General features: G+C 59.9%; 17 protein-coding genes. 5 read left to right on the top strand and 12 right to left on the bottom strand.

From position 1 onward, the window contains the following. Positions 1 to 11: 11 nt before the first annotated feature. The 11 genes from OOZ53_RS20250 to paaG all read right to left on the bottom strand — a co-directional run bounded on the left by OOZ53_RS20250 (position 12) and on the right by paaG (position 8,917). On the bottom strand, positions 12 to 833 hold the full coding sequence (locus tag OOZ53_RS20250; RefSeq protein ID WP_271091545.1) for a hypothetical protein: 822 nt from the start codon (positions 831 to 833) through the stop codon (positions 12 to 14). A 45-nt stretch (positions 834 to 878) separates the two neighbouring features. Next, positions 879 to 1,961 (bottom strand): 1,2-phenylacetyl-CoA epoxidase subunit PaaE, encoded by a 1,083-nt coding sequence (gene paaE / locus OOZ53_RS20255; protein ID WP_271091546.1) that lies wholly within the window; start codon positions 1,959 to 1,961, stop codon positions 879 to 881. A gap of 10 nt (positions 1,962 to 1,971) precedes the next feature. Next, on the bottom strand, positions 1,972 to 2,493 hold the full coding sequence (gene paaD / locus OOZ53_RS20260) for a 1,2-phenylacetyl-CoA epoxidase subunit PaaD (protein WP_271091547.1): 522 nt from the start codon (positions 2,491 to 2,493) through the stop codon (positions 1,972 to 1,974). A 7-nt stretch (positions 2,494 to 2,500) separates the two neighbouring features. Continuing rightward, on the bottom strand, positions 2,501 to 3,259 hold the full coding sequence (gene paaC / locus OOZ53_RS20265) for a 1,2-phenylacetyl-CoA epoxidase subunit PaaC (RefSeq protein ID WP_271091548.1): 759 nt from the start codon (positions 3,257 to 3,259) through the stop codon (positions 2,501 to 2,503). A 7-nt stretch (positions 3,260 to 3,266) separates the two neighbouring features. Then, positions 3,267 to 3,554 (bottom strand): 1,2-phenylacetyl-CoA epoxidase subunit PaaB, encoded by a 288-nt coding sequence (paaB, locus tag OOZ53_RS20270; RefSeq protein WP_271091549.1) that lies wholly within the window; start codon positions 3,552 to 3,554, stop codon positions 3,267 to 3,269. 49 nt (positions 3,555 to 3,603) lie between these two features. After that, positions 3,604 to 4,599, bottom strand: a complete 996-nt coding sequence (paaA, locus tag OOZ53_RS20275) for a 1,2-phenylacetyl-CoA epoxidase subunit PaaA (protein WP_271091550.1) — start codon at positions 4,597 to 4,599, stop codon at positions 3,604 to 3,606. 92 nt (positions 4,600 to 4,691) lie between these two features. Continuing rightward, complete coding sequence (locus tag OOZ53_RS20280; RefSeq protein ID WP_271091551.1) at positions 4,692 to 5,588, bottom strand: PaaX family transcriptional regulator; 897 nt, start codon at positions 5,586 to 5,588, stop codon at positions 4,692 to 4,694. A 73-nt stretch (positions 5,589 to 5,661) separates the two neighbouring features. After that, positions 5,662 to 6,252, bottom strand: coding sequence for a TetR/AcrR family transcriptional regulator (locus OOZ53_RS20285; protein WP_271091552.1), 591 nt, complete (start codon positions 6,250 to 6,252; stop codon positions 5,662 to 5,664). Between the two features lie 30 nt (positions 6,253 to 6,282). Beyond that, positions 6,283 to 7,629, bottom strand: a complete 1,347-nt coding sequence (paaK, locus tag OOZ53_RS20290) for a phenylacetate--CoA ligase PaaK (protein WP_271091553.1) — start codon at positions 7,627 to 7,629, stop codon at positions 6,283 to 6,285. Between the two features lie 32 nt (positions 7,630 to 7,661). Then, the gene (gene paaI, locus OOZ53_RS20295) at positions 7,662 to 8,123 is read right to left on the bottom strand and encodes a hydroxyphenylacetyl-CoA thioesterase PaaI (RefSeq protein WP_425499198.1); all 462 of its coding nucleotides are present in this window, start codon (positions 8,121 to 8,123) and stop codon (positions 7,662 to 7,664) included. A gap of 5 nt (positions 8,124 to 8,128) precedes the next feature. Further along, positions 8,129 to 8,917 carry a 2-(1,2-epoxy-1,2-dihydrophenyl)acetyl-CoA isomerase PaaG gene (gene paaG / locus OOZ53_RS20300; RefSeq protein ID WP_271091555.1) on the bottom strand — a complete coding sequence of 263 codons (789 nt, stop codon included), beginning with the start codon at positions 8,915 to 8,917 and terminating at the stop codon, positions 8,129 to 8,131. 127 nt (positions 8,918 to 9,044) lie between these two features. Between paaG and paaN the strand changes: the two genes are divergently transcribed. From paaN to OOZ53_RS20320, 4 genes are all read left to right on the top strand, one after another. After that, positions 9,045 to 10,712, top strand: coding sequence for a phenylacetic acid degradation protein PaaN (paaN, locus tag OOZ53_RS20305; RefSeq protein WP_271091556.1), 1,668 nt, complete (start codon positions 9,045 to 9,047; stop codon positions 10,710 to 10,712). Between the two features lie 171 nt (positions 10,713 to 10,883). Then, positions 10,884 to 11,207: a hypothetical protein gene (locus OOZ53_RS20310; RefSeq protein ID WP_271091557.1), complete on the top strand. Its 324-nt coding sequence runs from the start codon at positions 10,884 to 10,886 to the stop codon at positions 11,205 to 11,207. 472 nt (positions 11,208 to 11,679) lie between these two features. Continuing rightward, entirely contained in the window at positions 11,680 to 12,249 is a 570-nt protein-coding gene (locus OOZ53_RS20315; protein WP_271091558.1) for an OsmC family protein, read from the top strand. A 25-nt stretch (positions 12,250 to 12,274) separates the two neighbouring features. After that, positions 12,275 to 13,522, top strand: a complete 1,248-nt coding sequence (locus tag OOZ53_RS20320) for an NAD(P)-binding domain-containing protein (RefSeq protein ID WP_271091559.1) — start codon at positions 12,275 to 12,277, stop codon at positions 13,520 to 13,522. A 178-nt stretch (positions 13,523 to 13,700) separates the two neighbouring features. On the opposite strand, the gene OOZ53_RS20325 is transcribed toward OOZ53_RS20320, so the two are convergent. After that, positions 13,701 to 13,946: a DUF1127 domain-containing protein gene (locus OOZ53_RS20325; RefSeq protein ID WP_271091560.1), complete on the bottom strand. Its 246-nt coding sequence runs from the start codon at positions 13,944 to 13,946 to the stop codon at positions 13,701 to 13,703. Between the two features lie 563 nt (positions 13,947 to 14,509). On the opposite strand from OOZ53_RS20325, the gene OOZ53_RS20330 reads away from it, so the two are divergent. Next, a complete protein-coding gene (locus OOZ53_RS20330; RefSeq protein ID WP_271091561.1) occupies positions 14,510 to 15,775 on the top strand; it encodes an ABC transporter substrate-binding protein in 1,266 nt (421 codons plus the stop codon). The last annotated feature ends 65 nt before the right edge of the window (positions 15,776 to 15,840 follow it).

Below are 15,840 nucleotides of genomic sequence, written 5' to 3' on the forward strand. Positions count from 1 at the left end.
TAGCCGCCAGACTATTTTGCTGTGCAGCCGCGACCGCCGAGCAGGAATTCGGGCTTGCAAAGAAACTGCCAGGTTTTTCCGGCCGGTTTGCTGACGATTTTCCCGCTGGCATCTTCAACCCAGATTTCGGAACCGCCCCTGCGCAGCCTGCCGCGAATATAGTAATCGGCGCCTTCCCGTGCCTTGAACGACAGCTTGCTCTCCACAGCATAGGTCGCACGACCGGGTCTGGCGACTTTGCGCGGATCGAAATACTCCTCCCCCGAAACCACAACCACAATATCGCTGGCCGGAATTGCTCGACCGATAGGCCCGACATAGACCGGATTTCGTGGGTCTTCCGTAAAATGCGTGCGGTCGGTGATGTCATCAAATGTGTGATATATCTTGTCGTTGTACTCGATCTTCTCCACATAAAAGAGATCGACCTTGGTCGGCAGCAAATCGACTTCCTGTTCATCACCGAGCAGCGATTCCTCTGTGCCGCCACCCGTTCTGTACTGCCATTCGGGCCTGTTTGAGTCGGATTTCTTGAATGTGTAGATATTCGACCAGCTATCGTGCAGTGTTGCCTTGGGGCCGGGTACCGGAATGTCCTGCCCGGGAGGAATGGTCACGTGTTTGCAGGCCGCCAAAGACAATACCAGGGAGACAACGGCAATGGTGCGAACGATGCCGAGCCGACCCAAAAGTGTTTTTGTGAAAAAGTACATTCCATGAGTCCATTTGTCCGCATGCGTCGGGCGCGCGGCCGTTACGCATTTACAGGTCCGATCGGCGTTGCAACTCATAGTGGGTAAAATTTCGAAGGCAAAGGCTGCGCCATTCGGCACACCAATTAGGTGTATGATGTGACCTCAATACAACACGCCTGAATCTCACACCTCGTCGAAGTCGAGCACCACCTTGTCCGTCAGCGGGCGCGACTGGCAGGCGAGCACGAAGCCGGCTTCCAGTTCCCATGGCTCGAGCGAATAATTGGCGGCCATTTCGACTTCGCCTTCCTTGAGGCGGCAACGGCAGGTGCAGCACATGCCGCCCTTGCAGGAAAACGGCAGTTCGATCCCGTGGCGGTGCGCAGCATCGACGACATTGTCGTCCTGCGCGCCCATGACGAATGCCTGTGAAGCGCCGTCAAGCACGGTTTCGATGGCAACGCCTTTCTCCGCGGCTTCCTGCGCCTCCCTGGACTTGGGTTTCGGCGGCGGGCTTCCCTCGGCGGGCGTGAACAGTTCAAAGCGGATGCGCTCGGACGGAACGCCGAGCTTTTCAAGCGTGGCGCGGCTCGTCTCGATCATGTCGCCCGGCCCGCACAGGAACACATTGGCCACCGCGTCCGCGTCGAACAGGCCCGTTTCCGCGAATTTCTCGATGCGCTCCGAATCCAGCCGGCCATGCAGCAGATCGACGTCCTGTCCCTCGCGGCTCAGAATGTGGATCAATGTAAAGCGCTCCAGGAACCGGTCCTTCAGGTCTTCGAGCTGCTCACGGAAGATCACCGAGGCGCGGTCGCGGTTGCCGTAGAACATCGTGAAGGTGCTATCCGGCTCGCGGCTCAGGATCGTCTTGACGATCGAGAAGATCGGCGTAATGCCGGAACCCGCCGTGAAGGCGACATAATGGTTGCGCGCCTCGGCGGATGGCTGTGCCGTGAAGCGTCCCTGCGGCCCCATCACATCCAGCGCCATGCCGGCTTCGAGATTGTCATTGGCGAAATTGGAAAAGACACCGCCCTCGACGCGTTTGATGGCAACGCGTAGCTCCCCCTCGTCCAGCCCGCTGCAGATGGAATAGGTCCGCTGCACCGGCTCACCGTCGACATTTGCTTTCAGGGTCAGATACTGCCCCGGAACGAACGTAAACGCATCCCGCGTTTCTTCCGGAATATCGAAAGCAACGGACACGGCGTCCGGCGTCTCGCGACGCACATCGGCAATCCTCAACGAATGAAAGCGGGCCATGTTTTATCCCTCAAAGACATTTGAAATAGTCGAACGGTTCCTTGCAGGCGGTGCACCGGTGGAGCGCCTTGCAGGGTGTCGAACCGAATTCGCTGACGCGCTCTGTTTCGGATGAACCACAGCGCGGGCAGTTGACAATGGTCTCGCCGAACAGCGCCCGCTTGGAGTTGGACGTCTTTTCCGGCGGTGCGATGCCGAACTGGCGAAGCTTCTCCTTGCCCTCGTCGCTGATCCAGTCAGTCGTCCAGGCGGGGCTGAGAACCGATTCCACGCGCGCATCCTCAAACCCGGCCTGCTGCAGGGCCTCCAGCACCATCTGCTCGATGAGCTGGGTCGCCGGACAGCCCGAATAGGTCGGGGTGACACGCGCGAGAATGCGGCCATCGGCATCAGTTTCCACCGAGCGCAGAATCCCGAGATCGGCCACGGTGACCATCGGGATCTCGGGATCGGGGACGCAAGCCGCCGCGTCCCACGCCCGCGCGCGGATGGCGGCGTCATGGCCCGTCTTCATGTCGACGACCTCGGCCATCACATGATCACCACGTCAGGCCCGGATAGGCGCGCTGCATATATTGCAACTCGCTCAGGATGTGGCCGAGATGCTCGGTGTGAACACCGTCGCGGCCGCCTTTCTGCATGTAGCCGGCGTTCGGAAGTTCAAGCGTTGCCTCGCCCAGCACCTGCACGACGGTCTGCCGCCACTCGTCCCGGAGCGCTTCGGTGTCGACACCGTAACCACCCGCAATTGCAGCTTTGGCGATGGCGTCGTTCTCGAAGAGCTCGCCCGTATAGATGATAAGGCCTTCCAGGGCCTCGACCATGCGCTGATGGCTTTCTTCCGTCCCGTCGCCGAGGCGCACCACCCACTCCGCCGTGTGGCGCAGATGATAGGCAACTTCCTTGCTGGCTTTCGCGGCAATGGCGGCCAGTTGCTCGTCGTCCGACTTCTCCATTTCACGCCAAAACGGAACCATGAAGGCTGCGATGAAGAACTGCCGCACGATCGTGTGGGCGAAATCGCCGTTCGGCTGCTCGACGATCAGCGCATTGAGATAATCCCGCTCCGGACGGGTGAACGCGAGTTGGTCTTCGTCGCGCCCCTGCCCTTCAACGGCACCGGCATAGCTGTAAAGCGACCGAGCCTGGCCGATGAGATCGAGCGCGATATTGGTCAGCGCCAGATCCTCCTCGAGCGTCGGCGCGCGCCCCGTCCATTCGCCCAGACGCTGGCTGAGAATGAGATGATCGTCCGCAAGACGCAGCAGATAGGTGAAAAGCGTGTTGTCCTTGGCCATCATCGCCTCACATATTGCCGACGTCTTCGGGGATCTCGTAGAAGGTCGGGTGGCGGTAGATCTTGCTCGCCGTCGGCTCGAACATCATGTCCTTGTCGACCGGATCGGAAGCGATGATATCGCTGGAGCGCACCACCCAGACACTCTGACCCTCACCGCGCCGCGTATAGACATCACGCGCCGCCTGCAGCGCCAGTTCGGCGTCCGTGGCGTGAATGGAGCCGGCATGCTTGTGGCTGAGGCCGTTGCGTGCCCGGATGAAGACTTCCCACAAAGGGGTCGCTGTTTCGGTCATCGGAATACCTTTCCGCAAATCGGGATAAATTCTGGGAATGCCCGCCGGACTATTCGGCGGCGACGCGTGCGGCGGCTTGGCGGTCAGCGCGTTTCTGCGCGTAGGCATGCGCCGCCTCGCGAACCCAGGCGCCCTCGGCTTCGACACGTCGCCGTGTGCGCATGCGTTCACGGTTGCACGGACCATCGCCCTTGACGACACGCCAGAACTCGTCCCAGTCGATTTCACCGTGATCGTATCCCTGTTTTTCCTCGTTCCATTTCAGTTCCAGGTCGGGAACTTTCAATCCAAGGAATTCCGCCTGGGGCACGGTGGCGTTGATGAACTTGTCGCGCAGGTCGTCGTTGGAAAAGCGCTTGATCTTCCACAACATGGACTGCTGGGAATGCACGGACTGGCCTTCGGACGGGCCGAACATCATCAGTGACGGCCACCAGAAGCGGTTGAGCGCATCCTGCGCCATTTCCTTCTGCTCGTCCGAACCGTTGCACAACGTAATCAGGATTTCGTAGCCCTGGCGCTGGTGGAAGCTTTCTTCCTTGCAGATGCGGATCATCGCACGGGCATAAGGACCATAGGAGCAACGGCAAAGCGCGATCTGGTTCATGATCGCGGCGCCGTCGACCAGCCAGCCGATGGCGCCGATATCGGCCCAGGTCAGCGCCGGATAATTGAAGATGGACGAGTACTTGGCAGCGCCGGAAAGAAGTTGATCGTACATTTCCTCGCGGCTGATACCGAGCGTTTCCGCCGCCGAATAAAGATAAAGCCCGTGGCCGCCCTCATCCTGCACTTTCGCCATGAGCGCCGCCTTGCGTCGAAGGGATGGCGCGCGGCTGATCCAGTTGCCCTCCGGTTGCATGCCGATGATCTCGGAATGCGCATGCTGGGAAATCTGCCGGATCAGTGTCTTGCGATAGCCCTCGGGCATCGGATCGTTCGGTTCGATCTTCTGCTCGGCATCGATACGTTCCTGGAAAGCGGCAAGGAAGGCCTCGTCCTCATCGGTCTTGCCGTCGGCGCCAATAAGCCCCTGAGAATACATATCCCTGATCCTTCTTTAAGTTTAGAAGGATTATATGTTACGAAACAGGAAATGTCAATCATATTTTCGTAACATATTAACGATTCACCGCCTCAAATTCCGAACCGTTCCGCCACCTCGAAACCCGGTTTCCTGATCGGCTCACCATCCGAGTCCGGACAAGCATCGAGCCAGGCCTCACTGGCCGCTGCCAGCTTGCGGTAAATCGAGGAAACCAGCTCTCGGGCCTCTTCGCCGCGCCAGTTTTTCGGCGTGAGTTCAGCCGGAAAAGCAGGATCGCGCAGGGCCATGCGCCGGAAGTGATGGATCAACAGGCTGCGCGCCGCCATCGCCGAGAGCGGATCGAGTTCTCCATTGCCAAGGGAGCGTTCAAGCGGCGTGAATGTATCGATCAGCTTGCCATAAAGGACTTCGACATCCTTCAGTTGCCAGGCATGAGCAACCATGTCCTTGGCGTCCGAAGCCGGATCAAGCTTCGAGTGAAAAAGGACCTCGCCGTTCTGCAAGGCCGGCGGTGCGGCATTTTCGCCTGTATCCGGCCTCAGAAATACCGTCGGGCTGATGGCCCCGAAGCCGGCATTGCGCAATTGCTGGCGCCTTGCTTCCCGCCCTTCCCCTGCATCCGTGGAAAGCGACAGGACGAGCCAGTTGCCGGACCAGTCGATACGGCGTGGCCGATAGATGCGTCGTGCGGCCTCTTCGAATTCCGCTTCCCCGGCCTGCGCCAGCCTGTAGTAGCTCTTGCGCCCGATCCGCAGCCGGGTCAGCCATCCATCGGCCGTCAGACGCGACATAGCGGCGCGAACCGCGCCCGGCTCGATGCGCAACCGTTCCATCAGTTCCTGGAGCGATCCGAGCCATAGCTCGCCGCCGCGCGGAATGACCGCATCGCCGAATATCGTTATGACGAGCGACCAGACCCGGATGCGTTCGCGGGAATGGAAATCATCGATAAGCCTTTCCAGCTCCCTGGACACGGAATCAGACATGCCGTCTTTATTGCCTGTCCGGTCCGCCAGGGCAACGTCAGAAGCAAAAATTCCGCGATAACAATAGCTTGGACTAAGCGAGGCCGCGCGCGCCATCAATGATCAGACGGCTGGCGATGCGCGCATAGTCCTCACGGGTAATCCCACCCTCCGGCCGGAACCACATATAGTGCCAGTTGAGCATGCCGAAGAGCGACATGGTGACGGGCTTGATCAGACGCGCATCGAGCCGCGGATTGATTCCCGTAACGGCGGCGGCAAAGCGTGCGACGAGCCGCCTTTCCAGATCCTTCAGCGCTTCCTGCTGATCGCCCGGCAGGTGCTTCATCTCGTTGATCTGCACCTTGTGCTCATGATCGGCCTCGCGATAGGCATCAAGCAGCGCGGCTATGAGAAGGTGCAGGCGCTCTTCCGGCGGCGCGTCCGGCCGATCGGCGCCCTCCACGGTCAGGCAGAGATCCTTCAGATGCGCCCCGATGACATCATACAAAAGCGCGTCCTTGCCGGAATAGTAGTGATAAAGCAGCGCCTTGGATACACCGCAAACCTCGGCAAGCTGTGACATCGACGAACGGTCATAGCCGACCTCGGCGAACAGCCTGGCCGCTTCCTGTAAAATGGCGCCCCGCTTGACTTCGTAGTCGACGGCTTTTGTTCTGGCCAAATGCGAATTCCCGAGCTTCGTTGTCTGTTCTTAGTCGGTTTTGCGAAGGTCGACAACGCGCCGGGCCTTGCCGGCGGACCGTTCCACACCACCCGGAACGCGCACGTCAACTTTCGCCGTAACGCCAAGCGTGCTCTTCACATGCGCGGCGAGTTCCGAACCGCTTTTCTCGCGTGCCGCGTCATCCGCCGCGTCCGGCATCGATTCCACCATGATCGTCATCGTATCCATCCGGCCCGCGCGTGTGAGTTCGATCTGGTAGTGCGGTGAAAGTCCGGCGCATTTCAAGAGTTGCTCCTCGATCTGCGTCGGGAAGATATTGACGCCGCGCACGATCATCATGTCGTCGGAGCGGCCGGTGACTTTCTCCATCCGCCGCATGGTGCGTGCCGTGCCTGGCAGCAGGCATGTGAGGTCGCGCGTGCGGTAGCGGATGATGGGAAAAGCCTCCTTGGTCAGCGACGTGAAGACCAGTTCGCCCTTTTGACCGTCGGGAAGCACCGCGCCGGTATCCGGATCGATGATCTCCGGATAAAAATGGTCTTCCCAGATGTGCAGGCCGTCCTTCGTCTCGACACACTCATTGGCAACGCCCGGACCCATGACCTCAGACAGGCCGTAAATGTCGACCGCGTCCATGTTGAAAGAGTCCTCGATTTCCTGCCGCATGGAGTTGGTCCACGGTTCGGCCCCGAAGATGCCCACCTTGAGTGAAGATTCACGCGGATCGATCCCGGCACGGCGGAATTCATCGAGCACCGATAGCATGTAGGACGGCGTGATCATGATGATTTCCGGCTTGAAATCATCAATCAGCGTGACCTGCCGTTCCGTCATGCCACCGGAAACCGGCACCACCGTGCAGCCGAGTTTCTCCGCGCCGTAATGGGCGCCCAGACCGCCTGTGAAGAGACCGTATCCGTAGGCGACATGCACCATTTCACCCGGCCGACCGCCGCTGGCGTAGATCGAGCGGGCGACGACCTGCGCCCAGGTATCGACATCCTTCAGCGTATAACCGACGACCGTCGGCTTGCCCGTGGTTCCCGAGGACGCGTGAATGCGGGCCAGTTTTTCCCTCGGTACGCTGAACATGGAAAACGGGTAATTGTCGCGCAGGTCCTGTTTCACCGTGAACGGAAAGCGGGCGAGGTCCGCGAGCTCTTTCAGATCGTCCGGATGCGCGCCGTGCGTGTCAAAATGCGCGCGATAGAATGAAGAATTCTCATAGGCGCGTTTGAGGGTCTCCTTCATGCGCGAAAGCTGCACCGCCGAGATCTCGTCACGGGACGCCGTTTCGATCGGCTCCAGGCCGCCCTCGCCCTGAATTGAGATGGAAGCCGGTGCGCCGAGATCCTTGTCTGACTGTGCCTGCATTTGAAAATCCTCCTGACTGCCGCTTTGTCTGGTCACCCGTCGACCGGCAGATGCGTTCCCTTGACGGTACGTGAGTGACCGCGAAACTCGGCCACGGTTTCACCGTCTTCCCGGGTGACGCGAATGTCGTAGATACCGCCACGGCCGGCCTTGTGCACCTCGCGCGCCACAGCCGTCAGCTTCTCGCCGCTGTGCACCGGCAACAGGAAGGAGACGGCGCAATGTTGCGCCACCGTATTCTGGTTATAGCTGTTGCACGCGAAGGCAAAGGCACTGTCGGCGAGCGTGAAGATGAAGCCGCCGTGGCAGATATCGTGCCCATTCGTCATGTGGTCCAGCACCGTCATCGACAATGTCGCGGTGCCGGCCGACACCGATTCGATCTCCATGCCGAGATGCTTAGAAGCGTTGTCGTGCGCCCACATGGAAGCCGCACAGGCCCTGGCCAGTTCGTCAGGCGCCATTTCAGATGCTTTGGGTTCTTCCGAGGACATTGCGCTCATCTCCGGCCGGTAAACGCGGCAGGCCGTTTTTCCAGAAATGCCGTCACGCCTTCCGCATAGTCCGGCGTGCGGCCCGCTTCCCGCTGCGTATCGCGTTCAAGGTCAAGCTGCCGGTCGAAAGAGTTCGCACCGGATGCCTGGACCAGCATTTTGGTCAATCCAAGCCCGACCGTCGCGCCTTTCGCCATGCCGGCTGCAAGGCTGTGCGCTTCGTTCATCAGTTCGCCATCGTCGACCGCCCGCCAGATCATGCCCCATTGTTCCGCCGTTTCGGCGGTGACGGGCACACCGGTCATCATGATCGCCTTGGCCCTGGCCTCGCCGATCAGGCGCGTGACGGTCCAGGTGCCACCGCTGTCAGGCACCAGGCCGATTTTCGAGAATGCCTGGATAAATTTCGCCGATTTCGCCGCCAGCACGATATCACACGCAAGCGCCACATTGGCGCCGGCCCCTGCGGCAACGCCGTTAACCGCACAGATGATCGGAAGCTGGATGGCGCGCAGCTTGCGGACCAGCGGATTGAAATAGGTCTCAATGGTCTGGCCGAGATCCGGCGTGCCCTCGGCCGGATTGCGCTCGCCGAGATCCTGACCGGCGCAAAAGCCACGGCCCGCGCCCGTCAGGATAATTGCGCGGCAGTCCGGGTTCTCGTCGGCAGCGTCAAGCGCTTCCATCAAGCTGTTGTTTTGTATGGGCGTAAAGGCGTTCAGCTTGTCCGGACGGTTAAGCGTGATCACGACATAACCGTCGCTGTTTTCCACCAGAACACGATCATCGCTCATTGCACTTCTCCTCCAGAAAACGCGGCCGAGCGGCGTTGTTTCGATAAATCATCTTGCATAAACCGACCGGTTGGTCAATGATTAAGCATTACGGAATTTGCGATCGTCCGATCAGCAGGAGGAAAGAATGAGCGGTTTTTTCGAAACGCACAAGGCGACGCTGGACAAGGCGCTGGAGGCAGCCAGGACTCGCGACTACTGGTCGCCTTACCCGGAAATAGCCAGCGGCAAGATTTACGGCGAAACGGCCAAGGACGACGGTGCAGCTGCCTTCAAGTCAACGCTGGGCAAGCCCTTTGAGTTAGGTGGCCATCCTACAGACGGCGGAACGGTGGGAATGGAACAGTCTCCCTACGGTCTTGAACTCGGAATCACCTACCCGAAGGTATCCCCTGCCCTGCTTCTGGAAACCGCGCAAGGCGCGTCGAAGAGCTGGGCGAAGGCTTCGGTGGAAGACCGGGTCGGCGTTTGCATGGAGATCCTGCACCGGCTGAACAAGCACAGTTTCGAAATGGCGAGCGCCGTATCCCACACAACGGGCCAGGCCTTCATGATGGCGTTCCAGGCCGGTGGCCCGCATGCCCAGGACCGCGGTCTTGAAGCCGTTACCTATGCCTACGCTGAAATGACCCGCACACCTTCTTCGGCTGTCTGGACCAAGCCACAAGGCAAGCACGATCCTCTGGTCCTGCAAAAGCAATTCCGGGTCGTGCCGCGCGGCGTGGCGCTGGTGATCGGCTGCGCCACCTTTCCGACGTGGAACTCCTATCCCGGCCTGTTTGCGAGCCTTGCCACCGGCAATGCGGTGATTGTCAAACCGCATCCGGGCGCAATTCTTCCGCTTGCATTGACCGTGAAAATCGGACGCGAAGTACTGGCCGAAGCCGGTTTCGACCCGAATATCCTCTTGCTCGGCGCCGACGAACCGGGTTCTGAAATCACCAAGCAACTGGTTTGCGATCCCGCTATCCGCATCATCGATTTCACCGGTTCGAACGCTTTCGGCGACTGGGTCCGTGAGAACGCGGCCCGCGACACGCAGATCTATACCGAGGAAGCCGGCGTCAATTCGATTGTCATCGCCTCGACTGACAATTTCCGGGGCATGTGCTCGAATATCGCCTTTTCGCTCTCGCTCTATAGCGGCCAGATGTGCACGGCACCGCAGAATATCTACGTGCCGGAAAGTGGTATCGAGACGGACGAAGGCCACAAGGATTTCGATGCGGTTGCCGAGGGGATTCGGATCTCGGTCGACAAGCTTCTGGGCGATCCGGACCGGGCAGCGGGCGTGTGTGGGGCGATCGCCAGCGACGCAACGCTCAAGCGTGTGGAATCGGCGGCTGGGCTCGGCGCGGTTTTGCGCCCCTCCTCCACGCTGGACAGGCTGCAGGGCGCGCGAACGGCAACGCCGGTTATCCTGAAACTGCGCGAAAGCGAAAGCGACGCACACCATCAAGAGCAGTTCGGCCCGATCAGCTTTGTCGTCGCCGTCGCCGACGCGAATGAAGGCATTGCGAAAGCCTCGGCACTGGCGGCGGAAAAAGGAGCGATCACGGCATCCATCTACGCCACCGACGATGAAACGCTCGATCACGCGGCGGACGCCTTCGCCGAGGCCGGTGTCAGCCTGTCGTGCAACCTGACCGGCGGTGTGTTCGTCAATCAGAGCGCGGCGTTCAGCGACTACCACGTGACCGGCGCCAACCCGGCCGGCAATGCCGCGCTGACGGATGCGGCCTTTGTCGCCAATCGTTTCCGCATCGCTGCAACGCGCCGTCATCTGGCCGCTTGATATTTCACGGCGGCGCCGTTTGGCGCCGCTGCCCGGAACAAGACCGCGCAGGGCCGCCTATATTTTTCATCAATTTTGATAAAAAACGCTGGGTTTCATCCAATTTGCGGTTGTAACAACTGTAAATGGAGATATCGTCTCGCCGGCGTGAAATTCAGATTGGACCTTAATATGCGCAAAACATTTATTTTGGCGGCATCGGCCGCACCCCTTATCCTGACGAGTATCGCAAATGCCGAGGATTTGAGCTTCAAACTCGTCAATGAGTCACCCAGCCCGATTACCGGTTTCTATGTCTCGTCCGAAAACAACCGTTCCTGGGAACAAAATCTGCTCTCGGGCGGCATACTCGATGTGGACTACGAGGTCGACGTCATTATAGCCGACGGCCTGAGCACATGCGTTTACGACATCCGCGCCGAGTTCCAGGACGGTGAGGCGCTGGAGGACTACGGTCTCGACCTGTGCGATCTCGGCTCGTACGTCTTCGAATAAGCGGCCGGCACAATCCGGGGCGGGCAATATCCGGGTATCGGGCCGCGCATTCCCAATGGATGCGCGGCCTGTTTGATTCCGATCGTTGGCAAGGGACCCTGTCGGCAACAAACAAACGATCCGCACGAACATGCGTGGATCATCCGCACCTCAAAAAGCCCCGACACGGACGCATCCGGACGGGGCACAAGGGCCGCTTCCATTGTTGGTTCCGCAATTGTTTGAAAGCGGCGGCTTGGCACGCAGATGGGAACGCATTTAAGGCTTTTCCCGGGCAATCATGCCCGCTGACGGTTGAGCCATTTGCGACACGGCATATGGCCTGAAACATCTGAAACCTTCCGCAACAATTGAAACACCAAGTCTTGCAAACCGACACCGGTTTGAAATCCACGGCATCCAGATTTGCGAAAGGTAAGCCGCGAGGCCTATCGCCAGGGAATGACCCCAACGAAATTTTGAGGATGCTCAGATGACACAAGCTACATTGACCAAGACCAAAACCGACAACGGCGTCAACGTCGAAGCGTTGATGGGTGCGCGCGATGCGCTCGAGGCAACGCCCGCTGCCGCACAGTTCAAATGGCGCACGACCTGCCACTGGGTGAACGGCACGCACAGCCGCTCGACCATCAACAGTTTCTTCGGTCTCGGCGAAGAACAGGGCCGGCCCCGCACCTTCACCATCGATGCGGACCACCCGGAGATTTTCGCCGCCGAAGACAATGCTCCGACCCCGGCGGAACTTGCGCTGACCGGTCTGGCCAGCTGTCTGATGGGTGGTGTTGCCTCCGTCGCACAGCATCGCGGGATCCAGCTCTATTCGGTTCATGCGACCGTCGAAGGCGACATGGACCTGCAGGGCATTCTCGGCATCGATGACGAGGTCCGCAACGGGTTTGGAACCATCCGCGTGACGTTCGATGTGGATGCCGACGCATCGAAGGAAGAAATCGAGGCGCTGGTCGCTCAGTCGCAGAAGCGCTCGGCAATCTTCGACTGCCTGACAAACCCGACCAACGTCGTCGTCGACGTTGCCTGATATGGCTCAAAGGGAGGCGAGTGTCGTGAACAAGGTAACGACCGTCATTATCGGCGCCGGACAATCCGGGCTCGCCATGAGCCAGCAACTGACGCAGCGCTCCATCGACCATGTGTTGCTGGAGCGCGGCGACATTGCCAATTCGTGGCGCACCGAGCGATGGGATTCGCTCCGCCTGCTCACCCCCAATTGGCAAAGTCGCCTTCCCGGCTACCGCTACAGCGGTCCGGATCCCGACGGATACATGGATATGCCGGAGGTCATCCGGTTCCTCGACGGTTATGGAAAACACATCGATGCGCCGGTGGAGACACAGACGAAGGTCGGCTCCGTCCGGCAGAACGATGGCGGATATCGCGTCGAGACAGATCGCGGAACCTGGCAGTGCCGGTCCGTGGTGGTCGCGACAGGCGCCTGCAACATCGCAAATGTTCCCCCACTGGCACAGCAGCTTCCGAGCGGCATCGACAGCGTAACCCCCATGCAGTACCGAAATCCCGGCCAACTCGCCGACGGGCGTGTCCTGGTCGTCGGTGCTTCGGCGACCGGAATGCAGCTCGCCAGGGAAATCCGCCGGTCCGGACGCGACGTCATCATGGCGGCCGGCGAGCATGTGCGGGTACCCAGGACCTATCGCGGCCACGACATCAAATGGTGGATGGATCAATGCGGCCTGCTCGACTTGCGCTATGACGAGGTGGACGATATCCGGCGCGCAAGGCGCGTCCCTTCCCTGCAACTTGCCGGATCACCCGACCGCGCCACTCTCGACATCAATGCGCTGGCTGAGATGGATATCGAAATCGTCGGCCGGCTCGCCGGTCTGAACGGCGGCAAGCTGCTGTTTTCCGGCGCCCTCGGCAACGTTTGCGCACTGGCGGATCTGAAGATGAACCGCCTGCTGGACACCATTGACCAATGGGTCGATGAACACGCGCCGGACAGCACGACGCAGGCGCCTTATCGTTTCAAAACGACCAGGATCTCTTCATCGCCCCGCCTTGCAATCGACGCCGCACGTGATGGCGTAAAGACGATTGTTTGGGCCACGGGATACCGTCCCGACCATTCATGGCTCGATGTTCCGGTCTTCGACCGCAAGGGCAGATTGCAGCACGATGGTGGCGTCACCGGCGCTCCCGGTCTTTATTTTATGGGACTGCCGTTCCTGCGCCGCAGGAAATCATCCCTGATCGACGGCGCCGGCGCCGATGCGCTGGACCTGGCGGATCATCTGCAGTCCTTCCTGGCCGACCGCTCGCTCGCTGCTTGATTGGCCGGCCGACTTACCCGAAGTCACCGATATCCGCTGGCATCCGGTCGCAGGTCTGCCTGCCATGCCGCCGGGCGACACCCGTTCGATTGTTGTGAGATAGGAATCAGAAGGCGCCGGCACTGGAATTCAGTACCGACGCCCCTGGGAGGTTCGTGATGTGTCTTGTTTGTCCGGGCTATCCGTCGGCGTCGCGAAAGACGCCCCTGCCGGTCGAAATACCGAACGCGACTTCGCCGCGTGTCATGCCGATATCGTGCAGTTCGTAGCTCGACATGGCCATCAGTTGTTCGTGTTCGCGCCGCATGCGGCGCTTCGCACGCGCCCGTTCAGAAAAACGGTTCATCCATTGCAGCGCGGCTGCGGTGATCGCCATGGTCCGGGTACCGGGCCGGTTGGCGCTGTGGTCTATGATTACAGTCATTTCCAGCTCCTGTATCTTGTTGTGTTTCGCTCATGCCCGGTTCATTTCGGATTTGGGCACCGCCTGTATGATCAAGATTTAAGAGCCCGCTGTTTCACTTGGATTTCCAAACGAACCGCCGCGTGTTTCATTTGTAATCGGCGACCGAGAACCGTTATCCGTAAAAACCGTTTATTTGCCACTGGTTAACCGCCAAACACAGCGACAGTTCAAAGCCTGCTGAAACAATCGAAACATGGCGCCTCCGCCTGGACATCGGCGAAAGGCAGGGACGGCTATGAAAAGTTCGATAACTGGTCTTGCTGATCGCATTGGTACCGCGCTGACCGAGAATCGGCCGCGAAATTGCCGTCTGGCTGCTTCAAAACAACGGCTTGGACGTCATCGGTCGACCGTTTCGAGAGCAATAAAAAAGAGACGCTGGGGTATTGGGTCCAACCCGAGGTCATCGCGCATAACGCGGTCTCACACTAGTATGTCTGCTGTCGCCCTGTGCTCCTGTGCAGGCCCTCGGGCGGCGACCGCGAGGAGGTTCGGCCTGCACGCTGACTGGGAGGAGACCTATGAAAAAGGCACTTCTCGCCACGGCCATGGCCGCGGCGATCGCGCTGCCGTCAATGGCGATGGCGCAGGACAACACGATAAAAATCGGCATTCTCGTCGCACTCGAAGGCGCGTTTGCCGAAGGCGGTGCAGATGGCGTGCGCAATGTGGAACTCGCCCTCAGCCAGGCAAACAATATGGCGGGCGGCAAGAAGATCGAAACCATCGTCGCCCCGACCGATACCACGCCTGACACGACGGTTCGCCAGGCCCGCAAGCTGATCGAGCAGGACGGAGTCGATATCATTATCGGCCCGCTGTCCGGTTCCGAAGGCATTGCCATGCGCGACTATGCCAAGACGATCCCCAACAATACGGTGATCAATGGCATTTCCGGCGCGCTGGAAACGACCTGGGTTGATCCGGCGGACAACTTTTTCCGCTTCAATCTTGACGGCGCGCAGTGGGGCGCCGGCCTCGGCTCTTACGTTGTCGATGAAAAGGGCTGGAAACGCGTGGCGACAGTCGCCGCCGACTATTCCTTCGGCTACACCAACTTCCTGGGTTTTGCCGTCGACTTCTGCCGGTCCGGCGGAGAAATCGTGGAACGGTTCTGGGTACCGCTCGGTTCGTCGGATTTCGGCGGCGTGATCGCCGCAATGCCTGAGGATATCGACGCCATCTATCTTGGCGTCGGTGGCACGGACGCCATCAACTTCCTCAACCAGTATGAGCAAGCTGGCGCCGAGACCAATCTGATCGGCGGCACCATCATGGCCGACCAGACAGTGCTGACGTCACGCGGGCGCGCCAAGGAAGCACTGGTCGGCACGCCGACATCAGGCGCCCTGGCCGAAGACAATCCTGATCCGGCTTGGCAGAACTACGTCAAAGCCTATCAGGACGCCTTCCCCGAAGACGAACGGTTCCCGTCCCCGTCTCTGTTCGGCGTGGGCTATTATGTCGCCACACTGGCTGCAATTCAGGCTCTGAATGCAGTGGATGGTGATCTCAGCGACGGTCAGAACGCTTTCCGTGAAGCACTGGCAACAACGCCGCTGGAAACCCCGCTCGGCACCGTTGAACTCAACGAGAACCGTCAGGCATCGGGTACGGTCTATATCAACGAAGTGGTTGAAGGCCCCGGTGGCACGCTCGTCAACAAGATGGTCGGCAAGGCGGAAAACGTCAACCAGACCCTCGGCATGTCAGCGGATGAATTCCGGGCCATGGGCCTGCCGTCCAGAGACACGCCGGACTGCGCGGCGTTGGCGCAAGGCGGCTGACGACGCATCATCTGTGGCCGGGCTCAAAGCCCGGTCATATCGCTCCATGCGGATCGCCGCATGGA

It is taken from the genome of Allohoeflea poritis (assembly GCF_027889715.1).
In the GTDB taxonomy this organism is placed as follows: domain Bacteria; phylum Pseudomonadota; class Alphaproteobacteria; order Rhizobiales; family Rhizobiaceae; genus Hoeflea_A; species Hoeflea_A poritis.